Origin of the sequence: Amycolatopsis ruanii (assembly GCF_003385175.1) — a bacterium.
GTDB classification, from domain to species: domain Bacteria; phylum Actinomycetota; class Actinomycetes; order Mycobacteriales; family Pseudonocardiaceae; genus Amycolatopsis_E; species Amycolatopsis_E thermalba.
Window position 1 is genome coordinate 1 of record NZ_PQHY01000013.1, and the last position, 20,214, is coordinate 20,214.

The 20,214-nt window shown below is 72.9% G+C and carries 11 protein-coding genes; 6 read left to right on the plus strand and 5 right to left on the minus strand.

Annotated features, from left to right (window positions below; translation table 11 throughout):
• Nucleotides 1-296 precede the first annotated feature (296 nt).
• Both ptsP and D0D28_RS09640 read right to left on the minus strand, forming a co-directional pair.
• Nucleotides 297-1,928: a phosphoenolpyruvate--protein phosphotransferase gene (gene ptsP / locus D0D28_RS09635; RefSeq protein WP_116110400.1), complete on the minus strand. Its 1,632-nt coding sequence runs from the start codon at nucleotides 1,926-1,928 to the stop codon at nucleotides 297-299.
• 43 nt (nucleotides 1,929-1,971) lie between these two features.
• Nucleotides 1,972-2,844, minus strand: a complete 873-nt coding sequence (locus D0D28_RS09640; RefSeq protein WP_116110401.1) for a ribokinase — start codon at nucleotides 2,842-2,844, stop codon at nucleotides 1,972-1,974.
• A gap of 282 nt (nucleotides 2,845-3,126) precedes the next feature.
• Between D0D28_RS09640 and D0D28_RS09645 the strand changes: the two genes are divergently transcribed.
• Entirely contained in the window at nucleotides 3,127-3,870 is a 744-nt protein-coding gene (locus tag D0D28_RS09645; protein WP_094003286.1) for a TetR/AcrR family transcriptional regulator, read from the plus strand.
• Here D0D28_RS09645 and leuS read toward each other — a convergent pair.
• Nucleotides 3,867-6,722 carry a leucine--tRNA ligase gene (gene leuS, locus D0D28_RS09650; RefSeq protein WP_116110402.1) on the minus strand — a complete coding sequence of 952 codons (2,856 nt, stop codon included), beginning with the start codon at nucleotides 6,720-6,722 and terminating at the stop codon, nucleotides 3,867-3,869. The two genes, D0D28_RS09645 and leuS, sit on opposite strands and share 4 nt — an antisense overlap.
• Before the next feature lie 31 nt (nucleotides 6,723-6,753).
• Nucleotides 6,754-7,836 carry an esterase-like activity of phytase family protein gene (locus tag D0D28_RS09655; protein ID WP_116110443.1) on the minus strand — a complete coding sequence of 361 codons (1,083 nt, stop codon included), beginning with the start codon at nucleotides 7,834-7,836 and terminating at the stop codon, nucleotides 6,754-6,756.
• 66 nt (nucleotides 7,837-7,902) lie between these two features.
• Here D0D28_RS09655 and D0D28_RS09660 point away from each other — a divergent pair, with 66 nt between their 5' ends.
• Nucleotides 7,903-8,304 carry an SdpI family protein gene (locus D0D28_RS09660; RefSeq protein ID WP_094003299.1) on the plus strand — a complete coding sequence of 134 codons (402 nt, stop codon included), beginning with the start codon at nucleotides 7,903-7,905 and terminating at the stop codon, nucleotides 8,302-8,304.
• 40 nt (nucleotides 8,305-8,344) lie between these two features.
• On the opposite strand, the gene D0D28_RS09665 is transcribed toward D0D28_RS09660, so the two are convergent.
• Nucleotides 8,345-8,941, minus strand: coding sequence for a YqgE/AlgH family protein (locus D0D28_RS09665; protein ID WP_275895895.1), 597 nt, complete (start codon nucleotides 8,939-8,941; stop codon nucleotides 8,345-8,347).
• 270 nt (nucleotides 8,942-9,211) lie between these two features.
• Between D0D28_RS09665 and D0D28_RS09670 the strand changes: the two genes are divergently transcribed.
• Genes D0D28_RS09670 through D0D28_RS37310 form a run of 4 tightly spaced genes read left to right on the plus strand, consistent with a single transcriptional unit; the run spans nucleotide 9,212 to nucleotide 20,208 of the window.
• Entirely contained in the window at nucleotides 9,212-10,450 is a 1,239-nt protein-coding gene (locus D0D28_RS09670) for an MFS transporter (RefSeq protein WP_116110404.1), read from the plus strand.
• Nucleotides 10,451-10,505: 55 nt separating this feature from the next.
• Nucleotides 10,506-11,090 carry a YbaB/EbfC family nucleoid-associated protein gene (locus D0D28_RS09675; protein ID WP_116110405.1) on the plus strand — a complete coding sequence of 195 codons (585 nt, stop codon included), beginning with the start codon at nucleotides 10,506-10,508 and terminating at the stop codon, nucleotides 11,088-11,090.
• Nucleotides 11,087-11,419: a hypothetical protein gene (locus D0D28_RS09680; RefSeq protein ID WP_167481520.1), complete on the plus strand. Its 333-nt coding sequence runs from the start codon at nucleotides 11,087-11,089 to the stop codon at nucleotides 11,417-11,419. The genes D0D28_RS09675 and D0D28_RS09680 overlap by 4 nt, the downstream gene beginning before the upstream one ends.
• Before the next feature lie 2 nt (nucleotides 11,420-11,421).
• Complete coding sequence (locus tag D0D28_RS37310) at nucleotides 11,422-20,208, plus strand: toxin glutamine deamidase domain-containing protein (protein ID WP_116110406.1); 8,787 nt, start codon at nucleotides 11,422-11,424, stop codon at nucleotides 20,206-20,208.
• Nucleotides 20,209-20,214 lie beyond the last annotated feature (6 nt).

Consider the following 20,214-nt stretch of genomic DNA (forward strand, 5'->3'; position numbering starts at 1 on the left):
GCTGGGGGCGCCCCGCGGCGCCCCCAGCCGCGCCCCTAATGGCCGAAGAACCCCCGCCCCGGGGCGCGGGGGCGGCAGGCGCTGGCGGGCGCGCAAGCGCCGCAGCGGTGGCGAACCCGTGCGGACCGGGTACACGTGCGGGAGTGAGGCACGCTCGCCCGCAGGCGCAGAGTCGCGCGACCACTGGTGATCTCGGGCCGCGGGAGCCGCTTGGCCGGGGCGCCCTCGGTCAGCCGTCGCGAGAGATGCGCTCGTCCAAAGCAGGTGCCTCATCCGTGGGTGGGGCGGGCTCCCGGTCAGCCGCGTGCGGCGGTGCGTGCCTCGGCGGGAGTCGGGGCCGCCAGGGCGGCCTCCGCGGCCCGCTGGCAGTCCGCCAGACCCACCTGCGCCAGGCTGGCCCCCACCGTGCGGATCGCGCTCGCGTTCATCGACAGGCTCGTCATTCCCAGGCCCGTCAGCACGCGCGCCAGCAGGGGGTCCGCCGCCGCCTCGCCGCAGACGCCCGCTGGTTTGCCGCTCGCTCGCGCGGCCTTGCCGACCAGCGCGATCAGCGGCAGCAGCGCCGGTTGCCACGGGTCGTTCAAGCCCGCCACCGCCCCCAGCTGCCGGTCCGCGGCGAACGTGTACTGCGCCAGGTCGTTCGTGCCCACCGAGACGAAGTCGACCGCCGCCAGGATCTCCTCCGCCGCCAACGCCGCCGCCGGGACCTCGATCATCACCCCGGCCCGCGTGATTCCCGCGGCCCGCACGCGTTCGGCGAACCACGCCGCCTCCGCCGCGGTCGCCACCATCGGCGCCATCACCGACACCTCGGCGCCCGAATCCGCCGCCGCGCCCGCGATCGCCTCCAGCTGCCGGTCCAGCACGTCCGGCCGGTCGAACGCTTCGTGCACGCCCCGCACGCCCAGCGCCGGGTTCGGTTCCGCCTCCGGGGACAGGAACGCGAGCGGCTTGTCCGCGCCCGCGTCCAGCGTCCGCACCACCACCGGCTTCCCCGCGAACGGCGCCAACACCGCGGCGTACGCGGCCCGTTGCTCGTCGACCGACGGCTCGGCCGGGGCGTCCAGGTAGCAGAACTCCGTGCGGAACAGGCCCACACCCTCGGCCCCCGCCTCCGCCGCGGCGGTCGCGTCCGCGGGTGAGCCGACGTTGCCGAGCACCTTGACCCGGTGGTCGTCCGCCGTCGCGCCGACCCCGTTCCACTCCGCCGCGCCCTCGCGCACCGCGGCCACCACCGGCGCGTCCGCCGCGACGACCTCGACCACGCCGGTGTCGCCGTCCACCAGCAGCGCCTCCGCCCGCAGACCGAGCACCCCGCGCACGGCCACCACCGCCGGGATCCCGAGCGACCGGGCCAGGATCGCGGTGTGGCTGGTCGGCCCGCCCTCCTCGGTCACCAGCGCCAGCACCCGCGCCGGGTCGAGGCCCGCCGTGTCGGCCGGTGCCAGGTCCCGCGCGACGAGCACGCTCGGACCGGCCAGGTCCGGCACCCCGGGCGGCGCCACGCCCTGCAGCTCGGCGATCACGCGGTCCCGGATGTCCTCGACGTCGCGGACCCGCTCGGCCATGTACCCACCGGCCGCGGCAAGCGCTTTCGCGAAGCCGTTCGCCGCCTCGTAGACCGCCCGCGCGGCCGGCTTGCCCTCCGCGACGACCAGCCGTTCCGCCTCGCTGACCAGCGCCGGGTCACCGGCCATCGCCGCGGTGGTCAGCAGGATCGTGGCGGCGTCGCCGGTCGCCTGGCCGGCAAGCGCTTCCAGCCGCGCGGCAACCGCCTGCGCGGCCGGCGCGATCCGCGCGGCCTCGGCCTGCGGATCGGACGGCGCGGGCCCGCTCGCGGGCGCGGCGGCGGGTTCGGCCACGGCGACGACCGGACCGCTCGCGCGACCCGGGCTCACCGGCACCCCGGACAGCCTCGTTTCCGACATGGTCTAGACCATACCCTCTCCGGATCCGTACCGGACCAGCGTTTCACGAACCCGCGACTTCCGCAGCCGTCGGGTAGGAGGGCTGCGCGCCGGGCCGGGTGACCGAGATCGCCGCGACCTGCGCCGCCCGCCGCGCCGCCGTCTCCAGGTGCTTGCCCTCCGCGATCGCCGCGGCCAGCGCACCGGTGAACCCGTCGCCCGCGCCGGTGGTGTCCACGGGCGTCACCTTCGGCGCGGCGACCTCGGTGGTCCCGTCGCCGGTGATCACCAGCGCCCCGCGCGCGCCCAGCGTCACGACCGCCGCGGACGGCCCCAGGTCGAGCAGCCGCTCCGGCGGCACCCCGTCACCGAGCAGCCACGCGGCCTCGTGCTCGTTGACCAGCAGCACGTCGAGCGCGGCCAGGGTCGCCGGGCTCACCGCGGCGACCGGGGACAGGTTGAGCAGGCTGCACACGCCCTGCTCCTGGGCGACCGCGACCGTCCGTTCGACCGTCGCGAGCGGGATCTCCATCGACGCGACCACCACCTTCGCCCCGTCCAGCGCGCTGTCCACCACGGACGGTTCGAGCGCGGTGTTCGCGCCGGGGGAGACCAGGATCGAGTTCTCGCCGTCCGGCGTCACGGTGATGTAGGCGATGCCGGTCGGCCGCGCCACCCGCCGCACCAGATCGGTGCGGACACCGGCGTCCCGCAGCGAATCGAGCAGCAGATCCCCGTAGGAGTCCTCGCCGACCGCACCGAGCAGGGCGACCTCGGCGCCGAGCCGGGCCGCCGCGACCGCGGTGTTCGCCCCCTTGCCGCCCGGGGAGACCACCGTGTCGCCGCCCAGCACGGTCTCGCCGGGCCCGGGCCGGCGCTCGGCGGGGACCACGAGATCAGCGTTGGCGGAGCCGACCACCAGAACGTCGCAAGCCATCCGGGCATTCTTTCCTATGCAAACGTGAAGATTCTTGTAACTTCTGGGGCGAATGGTGCGACACTAAGGTGAGCGTCCGCGGCGTTCACCCGATTGGGGCAATCTCGACATCGGGGCGTCCCACCAGGGTTCACGCGGGCTCTCACTTGGCGTCCGGCACCGGTTGCGCCACCGGAGGCCGGGCATCGGGTCGCTGGTACCGATCGCGTAGCCCCCCGAGCGATCGGTACCGGCGGCGCCCGATTCCGCCGGAAATGCGCGCTCACCTTCTAGAATGCCGGAATGGACAAGCCGACCCGACGGGGTCGCGAGCGCGCGGCGACCGATCAGGACATCCGCCGGACCGCACGCAAGCTCCTCGTCGAGCGCGGACCGGAAGCCGTGACGTTGCGGGCCATCGCCCGTGAACTCGGCATCACCGCCCCCGCCCTCTACCGGTACTACGGCTCACGTGACGACCTCGTCGAACACCTGCGCCTCGACGTCGTCGCCGACCTGGCCGCCGAACTCACCGAGGAGATCTCCGGCCTGCCCGACGACGGCGCGGTGCAGCTCTTCGCGATCTGCCGCGGCTTCCGGCGCTGGGCGCTCACGCACACCAAGGAGTTCACGCTGGTGTTCGCGTCGCCGACCGGCGAGGTCGGTTCGGCGGCCGGCAGCGTGGCGACCCTGAACCGGGCCAACGAGCCGTTCGGCCGGATCTTCCTCACCGCCGCCGGGCACCTGCTGGCCAACTTCCAGCTGGAGATCCCGCCGACCGAGGCGGTGCCCGTCGAGCTGCACGACGACCTGACCGCGTTCCAGGACGACCTGCTCGCGGTCCTGCGCGAATCGGGCGTCGACTTCCCGCCGGAGAAGCTCGACCTGGGCACCACGTACGTGATGATCCAGTTCTGGGCGCGCCTCTACGGGCACGTGACGCTCGAGGTGTTCGGCAACTACCCGATCCCGATGTCCAAGCCGGACGCCGTGTTCGACGCGCTGCTGGCCGACCTCGCCCGCGAGATCGGCCTCGACGCCTCCTAGAGCACCACGTTGACCAGGCGGCCCGGGACGACGATGACCTTGCGCGGGGTGCCGCCGCCCAGCAGCGCCACGATCTTCTCGTCGGCCAGGGCGGCGGCCTCGACGGCCTCCTTGGCCGCGTCCGCGGGCACCTGGATCCGCGCGCGGACCTTGCCGTTGACCTGGATCGGGTACTCCACGGTGTCCTCGGCCAGGAACTTCTCGTCGGCGACCGGGAACGGGCCGTGCGCCAGCGAGCCCTCGTGGCCCAGCCGGTGCCACAGCTCCTCGGCGATGTGCGGGCACAGCGGCGCCAGCATCAGCACCAGCGGCTCGACCAGCTCGCGCGGCGTCGACTCGGCGGCGCCGTAGACCTTGGTCAGATGGTTGTTGTACTCGATCAGCTTCGCGCCGGCGGTGTTGAACCGCAGACCCGAGTAGTCGTCGCGGACACCGGCGATGGTCTTGTGCAGGATCCGGCGGTCGTCATCCGTCGGCTCGGCCGCCGACACCCGCGGCTCACCGGTCTGCTCGGACACCACCAGGCGCCACACGCGCTGCAGGAACCGGTGCGCGCCGACGACGTCCTTCGTCGCCCACGGCCGGGAGTCGGCCAGCGGGCCCATCGACATCTCGTAGAACCGGAAGGTGTCGGCCCCGTAGTCCGCCGCCATCTGGTCGGGCGTGACCACGTTCTTCAGGCTCTTGCCCATCTTCCCGTACTCTTGCCTGACTTCCTTGCCCTGGTGGAAGAACTTGCCGTCGGACTCCTCCACCTCCTCGGCCGGGACGTAGAAGCCGCGCTCGTCGGTGTAGGCGTAGGCCTGGATGTAGCCCTGGTTGAACAGCCGCCGGTACGGCTCCTCGGCGCTGACGTACCCCAGGTCGAACAGCACCTTCTGCCAGAACCGCGCGTACAGCAGGTGCAGCACCGCGTGCTCGACGCCACCGACGTACAGGTCGACGCCGCCCGGGTCGTTCACGCCGTGCTCGGCCGGGCGCGGGCCCATCCAGTACTGCTCGTTGCCCGGGTCGACGAACCGCTCGGCGTTGTCCGGGTCGACGTAGCGCAGCTGGTACCAGCACGAGCCGGCCCAGTTGGGCATGGTGTTCGTGTCGCGGCGGTAGGTCTTCTTGCCGTCACCCAGGTCCAGCTCGACCTCGACCCAGTCGCTCGCGCGGGACAGCGGCGGCGACGGCTCGCTGTCGGCGTCCTCCGGGTCGAAGGTGCGCGGCGAGTAGTCGTCCACCTCGGGCAGCTCGACCGGCAGCAGGTGCTCCGGGATCGCTTGCGCCCGGCCGTCCTCGTCGTACACGATCGGGAACGGCTCGCCCCAGTACCGCTGCCGCGAGAACAGCCAGTCGCGCAGCTTGTACTGCACGGTGCCGGCGCCGTGGCCGTTCTCCTCCAGCCAGGCGATCATCGTCTTCTTGGCGTCGTCGACGTTCAGGCCGTCCAGGCTGAGTCCGTTTTCCTGGCGCGAGTTGATCGCGACCCCGTCACCGGTGAACGCCTTGCCGTCGAAGCCCTCGCTCGGCTGGACCGTGCGGACGATCTCCAGCCCGAACTTCTCCGCGAAGTCCCAGTCGCGCTGGTCCTGCGCCGGCACCGCCATGATCGCGCCGGTGCCGTAGCCCATCAGCACGTAGTCCGCGATGAAGACCGGGATCTCCTTGCCGTTGGCGGGGTTCACCGCGTACGAGCCGACGAAGACGCCCGTCTTGTCCTTGCTCTCCTGGCGGTCCAGTTCGGACTTCCGCGACGCGGCGCGGCGATAGGCGGCGACCGCCTCGGCCGGGGTGGCGGCGCCACCGGTCCAGCGCTCGTCCACATCGGACGGCCACGCGTCCGTGGTCAGCTCGTCGACCAGCGGGTGCTCCGGCGCCAGCACCATGTAGGTGGCGCCGAACAGGGTGTCCGGCCGGGTGGTGAAGACCTCGATCTCGTGCTCACCGGCGGCGAAGTTCACGCGCGCACCGTGCGACCGGCCGATCCAGTTGCGCTGCATCGACTTGACCTTCTCCGGCCACTCCAGCCGGTCCAGGTCGTCGACCAGGCGGTCGGCGTAGGCGGTGATGCGCATCATCCACTGGCGCAGGTTGCGGCGGAACACCGGGAAGTTGCCGCGCTCGCTGCGGCCGTCCGGCGTGACCTCCTCGTTGGACAGCACCGTGCCCAGCCCGGGGCACCAGTTCACCGGCGCCTCGGAGATGTAGGCCAGCCGGTGCTCGTCCAGGATCACCAGCTGCTCGGCGCGGGTCAGCTCGCTCCATGCCCGGCCGTCCGGAGAAGGCACAGCGCGGCGCCCTTCCGCGTACTCGGCCTCCAGCTCGACGATCGGCCGGGCCTTGCCCTGCTTCTCGTCGTACCAGGAGTCGTAGATCTTCAGGAAGATCCACTGGGTCCACTTGTAGTACTCCGGATCGATCGTGGCGATCCGGCGGCGCTCGTCGTGGCCCAGGCCCAGCCTGCGGATCTGCCGCAGGTAGGTCTCCATGTTCTGCTCGGTGGTCTTGCGCGGGTGCTGCCCGGTCTGCACCGCGTACTGCTCGGCGGGCAGGCCGAACGCGTCGAAGCCCATGGTGTGCAGGACGTTGCGCCCGATCATGCGGTGGTAGCGGGCATACACGTCGGTCGCGATGAAGCCCAGCGGGTGCCCCACGTGCAGGCCGGCCCCCGACGGGTAGGGGAACATGTCCTGCACGAAGAGCTTGTCCGAGGGAACGCTGGAGTCGGTCGCCAGCGAGCCGGCCGGGTTCGGTGCGTGGAAGGTGCCGTGATCGGCCCAGTAGTTCTGCCAGCGCAGCTCGACCCGACCGGCCAGGTCGGCGTTGTACCGGTGGCCGGGCGTTTCCTCGATTGCTTCACTCACCCAACCATGGTAAGCGGCCCGGCCCACCCGGCTATCGGCGCACCGCGAATGCGATGACCTGCGTGATCTGGTTCGCCGAGAAGTTGTCGTCGCTCACCAGCACCAGGGTCCGCTCGCCACTGGGCAGGCGCGGCCCCCAGGTCATGCCCTCGACGTTGTCGACCTTGGACAGCGGGTGGTCCGCCAGGTCGAGCAGCAGCTTCTTGCGGACCGGCTTGACCTTCGCGTCCGACAGCGAAGCCGTGTGCAGGACGTTGGTCGCGCCGTGGGTGTCGATCTCGTAGATCCGCACCTTGTTGCCGACGCCGGAGACGAACGCGCGCTCCATCACGAGGTAGCGCGACGGGTCGAGCGGGTCGGCGGCCAGGATCGAGGAGACGCCGGTGCTGCCGCCCGCGCCCGGCGCGAACACCGGCTCCTGCGGGTAGGCGTACTGGGCGAGGACCGTGCCGCCGCGGGTCTGCACGGTGATCCGGGACAGCGCGCCCTGCTCGGCCGTGGCCACCGGGCCGTCTTGCAGCAGCGGGCCCTCCAGCGCGCTGACCACCAGCGTGCCGCCCGCGGCGAAGGTCAGGCCCTCGAGCACCAGGTTCTGCCGCGGACCCGAGTCCGGCAGCATCCGCTCGTTGTCCGGGATCGGCAGGTCGCGCACGTGGTCGCCGTCCCGCTGCGCCACCCGGATCGACGGGTCGGCCAGCACGGTCGCGGTGCGGTCGCCCTCCTGGCTCCAGAAGTAGTCGCCGGTCCACGGGTCCGCGCGCAGCTCCTCGGGGTCCACGCCCTGCGCCGGGTAGGTGGTGCCGTCGGCGCGGCGCAGCGGGTGCGTGGCGGTGAAGGTCACCGGGCCGACGCCGGATTTGGTGACGTCGAACCGCGCGGTGTAGAAGCGGGCCGGCTGCAGCGCCGACCGGTCGTCGCTGAGGAACACGTACTGGCCGGTGCGCGGGTCGTAGTCGATGCTCGACAGCCCGCCGACGGTCGTCCCGTCGAACGCGAGCACGTTCGGCACGTGCTGCTCGCCGAGGAAACGGACCGGGGACGGGGCGGCCTCGGCGGGGACCGCGGTCAGGAGGAGGCAGCCGGCGATGGCGCCGGTGAGGAGTCTGGAGGACATGGCGTGCAGCACATCGGATGCGGGTGTCCAGCAGGTAGCGCGCAGATCACGCCTATCCTCGTGAGCGTGCTGGTAGTCGCGCTCATTCCTCTGGTGCTCGGTGTCGTCGTCGGCTGGGGTGGCCTGCTCGGCTGGCGGGAGAAGCTGCCGCGCGACCGCGGCGCCGGCGTGCGCACCGCCGCGACGCTGCGTTCCGACGAAGCCTTCCGGCTGGCGAACCGGGTCGCCGGGCTGCCCACGATGGTGGCCGGGGTGGTCGGGATCGTCGCCGGGATCGCCGGTCTGCTCATGCCGGGCACCGCGGGCGTGCTGATCGCCACCGCGATCGGCCTGGTCGGCATGTTCGCGCTGGTCGCCGGTGGTGGCGCGCTGGGTCACCGGGCCGCGGCGACCGTGCCGCCGCCCGCGCCCGCCGTGCCGGCCGGTTGCTCGGGCTGCGCGTGCGGCGGGTGTGCCGTGCAGGCATGACAGCCTCCGTGGGGGGTGGTGGTCGGGCGAGGGGCTGGCCCTAGTTCCGCTGCAGGTCGCCGGGGTGGGTGGCCAGCAACGCCGTCGGCACGCCCTGACGGCGCAGCACCTGACCCCACAGATCACGCTCCGGCGTGGCCAGCACGTCGCTGGGCAGCGCCGGGACGATCAGCCAGTCACCGCGGTCGATCTCGCCGTCCAGCTGGCCGGAGTCCCAGCCCGCGTAACCGGCGAACACGCGCAGGCCGCGCACCTTCGGCACCAGCGCGTCCGGATCGGCGTCCAGGTCCACCAGCGCCACCGGCCCGCGCACGCCGATCAGCCCGGGCACGCCGGACGCGGTCTCCGCGGCCCGCAACGCGGCCAGGCACAACGCGGTCTTCTTCTCCACCGGGCCGCCGACGAACACCGACTGCGGTTCCACCACGTGCCGCCCCCAGCTGGGCAGCACGTCGTCGACCGGCACGTCGCTCGGGCGGTTCAGGACGACCCCGAGCGTTCCCTCCTCCCGGTGGTCGATGATGAACACCACCGTGCGGCGGAAGTTGGGATCGAACATCGTAGGAGCGGCGACCAGGAGCGATCCCGGTTCAACCTCGGCGTCCGCTGGCACGCCCCCATGATCCCACTCCCGCAAAACCGGGCCACGGCGCCGGGAACAAGGGACGGCCCCCACCCGTTGGACTGGGTGGCCGGCGCACTCCGTGTCCCCCGGGCTCACTGAAGAAAAGCCTTTGTGGAATACCGTTCGGCAGGAGCCACACTGCGCAATGCCGCCGAGAGGCGACCAAGTGCGCCGGCCTCGAAATCCTCCCCTCCTTCCCCGCGTTTCGGCACCGTAGGCTGGTGAGCCGTGACAGCGAGTGCACAGCCCGTCCGGAAGGTCCCGCCGCGCGCGTTCTTCGCGATGGCGGGCTTCCGGACGCTGCTGTTCACCCGCTTCGCCGCCCAGTTCTCCGACGGCGTGTTCCGCGCCGGACTGGCCGGGGCGGTGCTGTTCAACCCCGAGCGCGGCGCCGACCCGCTGACCATCGCCGGCGGGTTCGCCGTCCTGCTGCTGCCGTACTCGTTCATCGGGCCGTTCGCCGGCGCGCTGCTGGACCGGTGGGACCGGCGCCGCGTGCTGATCGTGGCCAACCTGCTGCGCGGCACGGCGATCGTCGCGACGGCGGTCGCGGTCGGGCTCGGGTTCGCCGGGCTCGAACTGTTCGTGCTCGCGTTGATCGTCGAAGGCATCTCCCGGTTCGTCGGGTCCGGGCTGTCCGCGTCGCTGCCGCACGTCGTACCGCCGGGCACGCTGGTCACGGCCAACGCGCTGGCCACCACGCTCGGCTCGCTGGTCGCGGTCCTCGGCGGCGGTGTGGCGATCGGCGTGCGGGCGCTGATCGGCGCCGGGAACAGCGGGTCCGGCTGGACCACGGCCGTCGCGATGCTCGGCACGCTGGTCTCGGCCGCGATCGCCCGCCGGTTCGCCCGTGGCGCGCTGGGGCCGGACACGGTCGACGAGCCCACTGACGCTTTCCTCGCCGTGGCCCGCGGCCTGGTCGACGGGGCCAAGGCCGCGCTGGGCGCGCCCAGCGTCGTCGCCGGGTTCGTCGCGCTGCTCGCGCACCGGGCGTCCTACGGCATCTCACTGCTGATCACCGTGTTGCTGCTGCGGTTCAGCTTCACCGACCACGGGCTGCTCAGGGCCGGGCTGCCCGGGCTGGGGCAGCTGGCCGCGATGGCCGGCGCCGGGATCCTGTTCGCCGGTTTCCTCACCCCGCGGCTGGTGCGCGGCCTCGGCCGCCGCCGCGCGATCCCGGGAGCGCTGGTGATCGCCGCGGTCGCGCAGGCCGGGCTCGGCCTGCCGATGCAGCTGCCGACCGTGCTGGTCGCGTCGTTCGTGATCACCGCGGCCGGTCAGGTGGTGAAGCTGTGCGTGGACTCCTCGATCCAGCACGACGTGCGCGACGAGGCCCGCGGACGGGTGTTCTCGCTGTACGACACGCTGTTCAACATCACCCAGGTGATCGCCGTCTCACTCGCCGCCACGATCGTGCCGCTGAGCGGGCGGTCGGTGCCGCTGCTGCTCGTCGCCACCGCGTTGTACCTGCTCGGCGCGGCCGGATACCTGGTGATCGCCCGGCGCACGCGTACCGAGTGACGGAATTTGCCCGATTACGCCGACCGGACGAAGGCGGCCCACTAGAGTGGCCCGGGTGAGCACCCCGGGGGACGACCGCGCGCAGAAGGAAGCCCGCAACGCGGCGATGCGTGAGACCGTCGACCAGTTGATGGACAAGTTCCAGCAGCAGACCGCGCAGTTGCGGGAGGCGCAACAGGCCGCGTCCGCGCTGACCGCGGAACTGTCCTCGCCGGACGGTCTGGTCAAGATCACCATCGACGCCCAGGGCACGCTCGCCGACCTCAAGCTCGCCCCGACCACGTTCGACCGCACCCGGCCGGAGGCGCTCGCGCGCACGATCAGCGATCTGGTGCGCCGCGGGATGCTGGAGGTCAAGCAGCAGCAGGCCGAGCTGTTCCGGCCGCTGACCGCGGACCTGCCGGACCTGTCCGAGTTCATCGAGGGCGCGCCGTCGCTGGCCGGGCTGATGCCGGACATCCCGGACTTCCTCGAACCCGAACCGGAGCCCGCGCCCGCGCCGGACCCGGAGTCGCAGTCGATCATGCGCCGGGACGTGCCGGCTCCGCCGCCCGCACCGAAACCGGTGGCGCGTCGCCCGCGTCCAACCACCGACGACGACGAGATGCCCGACACCTGGATGACGCGGGGTGACCGATGACCGGACCTGGTACCGGCCACGACATGGACCCGGACACGGTCCGGACCGGCGCGGGGAAGTTCCCGCCAGCCGGCGACGCGCTCAAGGCGGCCGGCGACGCGCTCAAGGCCGCGCTCGACGCGCAGGGCGCCTGCTGGGGCAATGACGAGTCCGGCCAGGCGTTCGCCAAGGACTACGAGCCGGCGGCGAAGAACTGCGTCGCGGCCTTCGGCAACCTCGACAAGGCTCTGAAGGACGTCGCGAAGGCCGTCAAGAAGGCCGCGGACGCCACCGAGGGCACGCACAAGGACGCCGAGAAGGCCGTGCGGAACGCCGCGGGTCAGGTCTAGCCATGGGGATGGAGTTCCCCGAGGACGTCAAGTGGCTGCTGCCCATCGTCGTGGGCGAGCACTGGCCGGAGGGCGACGAGGACAAGCTGCGCGAGGTCCGCGACGCCTGGCTGGCGGCGCGGGACGCGCTCGGGCCCGTCGTCGACAAGGCCAACGGGGCCGCCTCGGAGGTGCTGAGCACCTGGACCGGCCAGCCGGCGGTCGAGTTCCAGAAGATGTGGGACAAGTTCGTCACCGGCGACGAGGCGTACTTCGTCAACCTGACCAAGGCGTGCGAGGCGCTGGCGAAGTCGGCGGACTCGACGGCGCTCGACGTCGAGTACACGAAGTACATGATCATCGCGTCGCTGATCATCCTGGCGATCCAGATCGCCGCCATGATCGCGGCCGCGGTGGTGACGTTCGGCGGGTCGACCGCGGGCATCGTGCCGGCGCAGATGGCCACGCGGATGACCGTGCAGATGGTCTTCCGGCAGCTCGTGCAGAAGATGCTGCAGGAGGGCTTCCGCAAGGTCGCGCTGCAGTTGCTGAAGCACCTGGCCAAGCAGGTCGCGATGAACGTCGCGATGAACCTGGCGCTGGACGTGGGTATCCAGGGCGTGCAGGTCGCCAAGGGTGACCGCAAGCTCGAGGACTGGGACTTCAACAAGACGGCCGGTGCGCTGGCCAGCGGTGTGGCGGGCGGTGTCGCCGGGGCGGCCGGGCACGCCATTCCGAAGGGTGCGACCAAGGGGTTGCAGGACAGCGTCGCGGGGCAGATCGCGGACCGGGCGGTGCGCGAGGGTGCGCGCGGCGCGGTCGAAGGCGTCGCCACGACGGTCGGGCAGGCCGCGCTGACCGGTGACCTCGGCAACCTGAAGATGCAGGACCTGGCGATGGGCGCGTCGGCGGGTGCCGTGGACCGCGCGACCGGGGGCGCCAAGGACCAGATCAACGAGATCAAGAACTTCAACGCCGACGTGCGGGCGGGGAACATCAAGGTCGACGGGTCGCCGGTGGATTCGGGTTCGTCGGATTCCGGTGGGTCGTCGGGTGGGTCGTCGTCGGATTCGGGCGGTTCGTCGCGCTCGGATTCCGGTTCTTCGTCGGGTGGTTCGTCTTCGAGTGGTTCGTCTTCGGGTGGTTCGTCTTCGGGTGGTTCGTCAGCAGCCCGTGAGCCGGCGATGGCGGGCGCGTCGTCATCCCACTCGGACGGTGCGTCCGGTTCGGTCTCGAACGCGATCGCGAACGACCGGGTGAGCGGCCAGTCCGCCGTCGTGGCGGACCGCCCGGCCCCCGGAACAACGGACGCGCCACGGTCCACTTCGGACGGCTCCGGACAGCAGGGCCAGTCCGCTCCGACTGCGCCACCGACCGCGACGCCGAACCAGGCCGGCGGCCCACCAGCCGGAACGGCCGGCGTCTCTTCGGCCGGCTCGGCGGGTTCGGCCGGTTCGGCGGGTTCCTCTGCAGGCTCCGCAGGTTCTTCGGCAGGATCCGCCGGTTCTTCGGCCGGTTCGGCTGGTTCTTCGGCAGGATCCGCCGGTTCCTCTGCAGGTTCCGCCGGTTCCTCTGCAGGTTCCGCCGGTTCTTCTGCGGGATCCGCCGGTTCCTCTGCAGGTTCGGCCGGTTCTTCGGCAGGATCCGCGGCCTCGTCAGCAGGCTCAGCCAGCTCGTCGGCCGGTTCGGCCGGCTCCGCAGGTTCCTCGGCCGGCTCCGCAGGTTCCTCGGCCGGCTCGGCTGGATCCTCCGCGGGTTCGGCCGCAGGTGCGGCCAGCTCCTCCGCCGGTTCGGCGGGTTCGGCCGCAGGCGCGGCCGGCTCCTCGGCGGGCTCCGTCGGTTCCTCGGCAAGCTCCGCGGGTTCGGCCGGATCCCCGGCGAGTTCGCCGCTCGGCTCGAGTGGTGGCGCGTCCGCGGCTTCAGCTGGGACGGCGCGGGGTTCGGCCGGGGCGTCGGACGGCGCTCCGGTGAGCGGCGCGGACCGGATGCCGGTCCCGGCCGGCGCGGGTCCGGTGCAGCCGGGCAGCGGTTACGGGCCCAACGACCCGCCGCCGACGCGTCCGGACGGCGTGACCGCCGCCGGCTACACCCCCGGCGGCTTCGGCCCGACCGGCGGCGCCCCCCAGCAGGGCGACCGAGGGCCCCAGCAGCAGTCGCCGCAGTCGCAGATGCCTCCCGCCGCGCCGATGCAGGGTTACCCCGGCGGCGCGCCACAGGGCTACGGGCCGGGCGGACAGCCACCCCGCGCCCCCCAGTACGGCCCACCGCAAGGCGGCCCCTTCCAGGGCGGCCCCAACCGGCCACCGCAAGCCGGCCCCGTGCAGGGCGCCCCGTTCCAAGGTGGCGGCCCTGCCCAAGGCGGGCCAAACCGTCCGCCCCAGGGCGGCCCCGGGCAGGGCACCCCGTTCCAGGGCGGCCCGGCGCAGCCACCCCAGGGCGGCCCCGTCCAAGGCAACCCCACGCAGGGCGGCCCGGCCCGGCCACCCCAAGGCGCACCCTTCCAAGGCGGCCCTGCACAAGGCGGCCCGGTGCAGAGCGCTCCCTTCCAAGGCGGCCCCACGCAAGGCGGCCCGAACCGGCCACCCCAGGGCGGCCCCGTGCAGGGCGCCCCCTTCCAGGGCGGCCCGGCGCAGCCACCCCAGGGCGGCCCCGTCCAGGGCGGGGCGAACCGTCCGCCGCAAGGCGGTCCCGTCCAGGGTGGGCCGTTCCAAGGGCAGCCGCCGCAGGGCGGTCGTCCGCCGGTGGGCGGTTACGGCAACACGCCACCCGAGGGCCCGCGGGGCCCGATGGGTGCGCCGCCGAACGGTGGTCCGCCGCGACCGCCCCAGGGCGGCTATGGTCCGCCGCCGCAGCAGCAACCGCCGCGAGGTGGGCAGCCGCCGGCGTACGGGCCTCCGACGCCACGCTCGCCGCAGGGTGGGTACGGCCCGCCGCCGCAGCAGGCACCGCAGGGTGGCCGTCCCGGCGCGCCCGTCGATCCGCGCTGGATGCTGGCGCGCCCGCCGGAGCAGCCGGCGCCGGTCCACCAGGCGGGTCCGCCCGCCGAGACGCCGGCACCCCAGCCCACACCGGGCGACACGGCGCTGCCCGCCGAGCGGACCCCCGAAGCACAGCAGACGCCCGCGACCGACCGCGGCCCGCTCGACACGGACCCGCGCCGCGAGGAGGCACCCGCCACCGAGCGCAGCCCGTTCGACCCCGCGCAAGACACGGCGGCCACCCCTGCCCGCGAGGAGACACCCACCTCGGAACGGACCCCGTTCGACCCGGCGCAGGACACCGCCACCCCAGCGCGCGAGGAGACACCCACCTCGGAACGCAGCCCGTTCGACCCGGCGGAAGACACCGCCACCCCACGCCGCGACGAAGCACCCACCACCGAGCGCAACCCCTTCGACCCCGCGGAAGACACCGCCACCCCACGCCGCGACGAAGCACCCACCACCGAGCGCAACCCCTTCGACCCCGCGGAAGACACGGCCACCCCACGCCGCGACGAAGCACCCACCACCGAGCGCAACCCCTTCGACCCGGCCGAAGACACGGCCACCCCACGCCGCGACGAAGCACCCACCACCGAGCGCAACCCCTTCGACCCCGCGGAGGACACCGCCGCCCCGGCGCGCGAGGAGGCACCCACCTCCGAGCGCAACCCGTTCGACCCCGCGGAAGACACGGCCACCCCGCGCCGCGACGAAACACCCGCCACCGAGCGGAACCCCTTCGACCCGGCCGAGGACGCCCCGGCCCCGCCTCGCGACGAGGCGCCGCCCACCGATCAGCGCCCGCCCTACCAGGACAGCGCACCCCAACCGGACCGGGCTCCCGACGACGCGACGCCCCAGCGCGACCGTCCGGTGGTCGACGAGCCGTACATCGCGGACCCGAACTTCCGCACCCACGACCGCGCCGACTTCGACGCCCTCGGCGAAGCCCAGCTCGAGACCGGCATCGTCGACGAGCGCACGGGCCGGCTCACCCACGAGCACGAGTTCCTCGAAGCGCTGGCGATGCGCGACCTGGACGCGGCTCTGCGGCACATGACCGACAACGGCGCCTACGCCGTGCACAGCTACACCTCGAGCGCGGTCTTCGCCACGATCAACGAGGCCCTGCGCACCGGCCGGAACCTCGACGAGGTCATGCCGATGGTCCGTGCGCTCGTCTCCGGCCTGAACGAAATGCCGACCCACCAGGGCGAAACCGTGCGCCGGGTCAACGTGCGCGGCGAGGCGGCGGCCATCGTCGCGAGCCGGTACGAACTCGGTGCCGTCGTGGTCGAGTCGCAGTTCCTCAGTTCGAGCCGTGCCGACCTGGGCCCCGCGAAGTGGCCCGGCGACGTCGAGATGATCATCGAGGGCAAGACCGGTCGCTACATCGAGTCGATGGCCTCGAACAAGGCGGAACACGAGGTCCTGTACAAGCCCGGCACCCAGCTCGTCGTCAAGGAAAAGATCGAGGTCGAGACCCCCGGCGGCGGCAAGAAGTGGGTGATCCGGCTCGAGGAGATCACGCCGGACGACCCGCGCTACCTCCCGCCCGAGGCCGCCAAGCAGCACATGGACCGCAACCGCGACCTGGCCGAAATCCAGGCAGCGGAGATCGAGGCCGCGTCCAGGCGGGGCTTCGCGCGGATGGTGGGCGGCGAGGCCGCGGTGCCGGACACCCCGCCGAAGTCCGAACCGGAGACCAGCCCCAAGACGGAGACGCCGGAACCCCCGAAGATCGGCGAGCCGGCGAACGGCTGGGGCGACATCCGCCGGTCGTCCGACGTCGTGGGTGAGCCGGCGATCCACGCGCGCAGCACGGATCCCGTGGATCCGCGCGTCCAGACCACCGGTCCCAGCGCCCCGACCCGCAACGCCCACCAGGAGGTGCGGTTCCTCCGCGAGCACCTGCCGGAGATCGCGGACGTCAACACCCGCGGCTACTACGCCGACGGCATGCCGGAGGCCTACCGGAACAACTCGGCCGAGTCCGTGCTCGCGTTCGAGCTGCGGATGGAAGGCATCGAGGCCGAGGCACAGCCGGGCAGGCCGGATGACCCGCGCGGCAGGGACTTCCTGTCCCGGCAGCTCCGCGGCGAGTTCCACCAGCTGCCGGACTACAACAGCGTGGTGCGTGAGATGGCCGGGCAGCCGGTCGGCTCGCGGGCCGTGCTGTCGGTCGACACGCCGGATGGTCAGCGCGCGTTCAGCGTGGTCAACACCGAGCACGGCGTGGCGCTGGTCGACCCGATGACGAACCGGCTCGCCGACCTGCCGCCGAACCCGTCCGGTGTGCACCTGATGCAGACCCACACCGGGGACGGCACGCCGCTGTCCAGCAAGAGCGAGCCGACGCCGGCCGCCCAGCCGGAACCGCCGGTCAACCGGATCAGCGAGCTGCTCGGCGGGGGACCCGCACGCACCGAGCCGGTCTGGAACGCCGGCGACGGCAGCGCGCTGCGCAATCGGCTGGACGGCGAACGGCCGCGGCCCGGCGGCTGGAACCCGTTCCGCCGCTCCGAGGAACCCCCCGCGACGCACGGGCACCAGCAGCAGCCACCCCACCAGGGCGCACCCGTGCACCAGGCCGGCCCGCCGGTTCAGCACGGCTGGCCGCAGCAGCAGTACGGGCAGGGCGCGCCGCATCACCAGGTGCCGCCGATGCACAACCCGTACCAGCAGCCCGCGCCGACGCACCCGAACCAGCCGCCGCAGCAGGGCTGGCCCCAGCAGCAGTACCAGCAGGGCGCGCCGTACCAGCAGGCGCCGATGCACAACCCGTACCAGTCGGCGCCGCCGCAGCAGTACGGGCAGGGCGCACCGCACCAGGCGCCCGTGCAGAACCCGTACCAGCAGCCCACGCACCCGAACCAGGCACCGCCCCCGCAGCAGTACCAGCAGGGCGCGCCGCACCAGCAGGCGCCGGTCCACAACCCGTACCAGTCGGCGCCGCCGCAGCAGTACGGGCAGGGCGCACCGCACCAGCAGGCGCCCGTGCACAACCCCTACCAGTCGGCGCCGCCGCAACAGGGCTGGCCCCAGCAGCATCAGGGGCCACAAGCGCCCTACCAGCAGCAAGGGCCGTTCCAGCACCCGCAGCAGGGACCGTTCCAGCACCAGCCCGTCCCGCCGGTGCACCAGAACGTGCCGCTGCTGCAGAACCAGCTGGTGCCCTGGTCGAACTTGGCCGGCGCGACGCCGGGGCTGCACAGCCTGCCCGCCATCCACGCCGGCACGGCCGGCCCGCACGAGGGCGCTTACGTCGCGGCGCGGCACCCGGAGTTGCCGAACGTCAACCCGAACCGCAACGTGCCGAACGCCGTCGACAAGGGCTACTGGCACAACTGCAGCCGCTGTGTCGTGGCGTACGCGCAGCGGCTGATCGGGATCGACTCGCAGGCCGATCCGGTTCTGCCGAGGGACCTCGGCGCCTTCGACCGGATGAAGTGGCTGGAGGACCAGCTCGGCGCCAGGTGGGTGGACGGGATCGGCACCTACGACAACGCCATCGCGCACGTGGCGAACATGCGGCACGGCGACCACAGCGTGATCTACGTGTCGTTCAAGCAACCGGACGGTTCGGAAGCGGCGCACGTCGCCCTGGCCGTGAACACGCCCGAAGGCGTCACGTTCATCGACCCGCAGAACGGCGGGCTGATGGAGCTGCCGACCAAGCCGACGAGCGTCAGCCTCCTGCCGTTCGGGTCGCTCGCCACCAGCAACGGGGTCGCGGCGAACCCGCAGATGGCGTTGCCGTACGGGTCGTCGCAGGCGCCGCACACGCCTGCCCCGACCGTGCCGAACCCGCCGGTGCAGCAGATCCCGCAGGTCCACCACACGCCGACGACGCCGCTGCAGCACGGCGCGCCGACGCCGACCACACCGATCACGGTGGGGCCGGTCGCGCCGGTGCATCAGCAGCCGCAGCCGCCGGTGCAGCACCAGCAGCCGCCCGTGCAACAGCCGCCGATGCCCCAGCAGCCGCCCGTGCAACAGCCGCCGATGCCCCATCAGGCGCCGGTGCAGCAGCCGCCGATGCCCCATCAGGCGCCGGTGCAGCAGCCACCGATGCCCCATCAGGCGCCGGTGCAGCAGCCGCCGGTGCAGCAGGCGCCGGTTCAGCAGGCCCCCGTGCAGCACCAGCCGCCCGTCCAGCAGCCGCCCCAGGCGCCGGTGCACCAGCAGCCGCCGGTCGATCCGCGGGTGGCCCATGGGCAGTCGCCGCAGGTGACCGCGCCGGACGTGCCGGTCAACCCGCAACGCCCGCACGCACCTGGCGAGGCCGCGGGGCTTCCGGAAGACGGAATTCCGGACCCCGACCGGCGAGAAACACCGGAGCTCCGGCGCGACGACGCACCGGCGGAACCGGCACCCGCCCGCGACGAGACACCGGCCGAGCCCGAACCGTCGCGCGACGGCACCCCCGCCGAACCCGAGCACACCCGCGACGGCACCCCCGCCGAGCCGGAACCGTCGCGGGACGACGCGCCCGAACCGGAACGGCGCAGCGACGAGCCGGACCGGACCGCCGACGATCTGGCGCCGGGCGATGACACCGTCGTCGTCGACGGGCAGACCATGCGGATCGACGACGCGTTCCGGCGGCTGCTGGATGAGCACCCCGAACTCCGGGACGCCGTCGACAACAACCCGGGCCTCCGGCGCCTGCTGCTCACCAACCTGGGCCTCCTCGTCAACCTGATCACCTACCCGGACGCGATCCCGGTGGTCGAGGAAGCCTGGGAAGAGCAGCTGCCGATGCCGAACATCCCGGACCACGTCCAGGCGAACTTCGGCATCACCCCGGGAGACCACCCGCAGCAACCCGAGCAGCCCCAGCCGGCCGGCTACCCACCGGCCACCCCGGGCAGCCCGGCCAGCACCGCCGGCATCGGCGACCACCTGCAGCCCGGCTTCGACCACTCGCGCGCCGCCGACCCCGCCTACTCCGACGCCTACCTGCGCGATCAGCTCGCGCGGGCCGCGGCCGCCCGGCAGGAGCTGGACTCGGCGCTGGGCGGGATCGCCAACGCGGTCGGGGGCACCGCCGTCCCCGCGTCCTCGCCCAGCTGGGACGAGCTCCAGCGCGACCTCGCCGGCTTCGACGGCGACGCCTCCCGCCTGACGGGGCTGGCGTCGGCCGGCATGCAGGTCGGCAGCGCCGACGACGCCTACCGCGCCGCCGCGCAGCTCGCCGGCACCCCGGGTCTGGAGGTCCTGTCCGCCGACGACCGCCTCGCCCAGGGTGGCCCGCTGGACATGCAGGTGCGCACATCCGACGGCACGGTCGGCGCGGTGAGCATGATGCCGCCGCTGCCGGGCATGCCCGCACCAGGCGCGGCCGGCACGAGCCGGGGCGGCAGTCACCGCAAGCTCGACGGGCCCCAGCAACCCCTGGTCGAGGACGTCGCCGAGATCCCGACGCCGCAGTACTTCAAGTGCTTCAACAAGACCTACAAGGTCGACCGCGACGGCGACGGCAACCTCACCGGTTTCCTGCTCAACGTGCGCACCGGCCAGTTCGAGGAGAACAGCGCGCACCTGGAGAAGGTCCTCCAGGACGAGCTGCCGTCGAACTTCCGCGCGCTGACCGAATCCGAGTTCATCGCCGAAACCGAGCGGGAGCGCGCCTTCTACCTGCGGGGCGAGGGCCCGGTGTTCGCGCTGTACGCCACCGTCGACGGGATGCGCAAGCAGGCCAAGGAAGAGGGCCGCTCGCTGACCGCGCAGGAGGAGTCCTTCATCGCCTCGGTGCAGCGGCGCACCTTCGGCATGTGGGAGGCGCAGCAGGCTGGTTTCCCGTGCACCTCCATCCTCGCGTGAGCTGGT

Coding starts and splice junctions, on each gene's coding strand:
- D0D28_RS09680 (WP_167481520.1), top strand. CDS start 11,087: ATGACCGGACCTGGTACCGGCCACGACATGGACCCGGACACGGTCCGG.
- ptsP (WP_116110400.1), bottom strand. CDS start 1,928: ATGTCGGAAACGAGGCTGTCCGGGGTGCCGGTGAGCCCGGGTCGCGCG.
- D0D28_RS09645 (WP_094003286.1), top strand. CDS start 3,127: ATGGACAAGCCGACCCGACGGGGTCGCGAGCGCGCGGCGACCGATCAG.
- D0D28_RS09640 (WP_116110401.1), bottom strand. CDS start 2,844: ATGGCTTGCGACGTTCTGGTGGTCGGCTCCGCCAACGCTGATCTCGTG.
- D0D28_RS37310 (WP_116110406.1), top strand. CDS start 11,422: ATGGGGATGGAGTTCCCCGAGGACGTCAAGTGGCTGCTGCCCATCGTC.
- D0D28_RS09655 (WP_116110443.1), bottom strand. CDS start 7,836: ATGTCCTCCAGACTCCTCACCGGCGCCATCGCCGGCTGCCTCCTCCTG.
- D0D28_RS09670 (WP_116110404.1), top strand. CDS start 9,212: ATGGCGGGCTTCCGGACGCTGCTGTTCACCCGCTTCGCCGCCCAGTTC.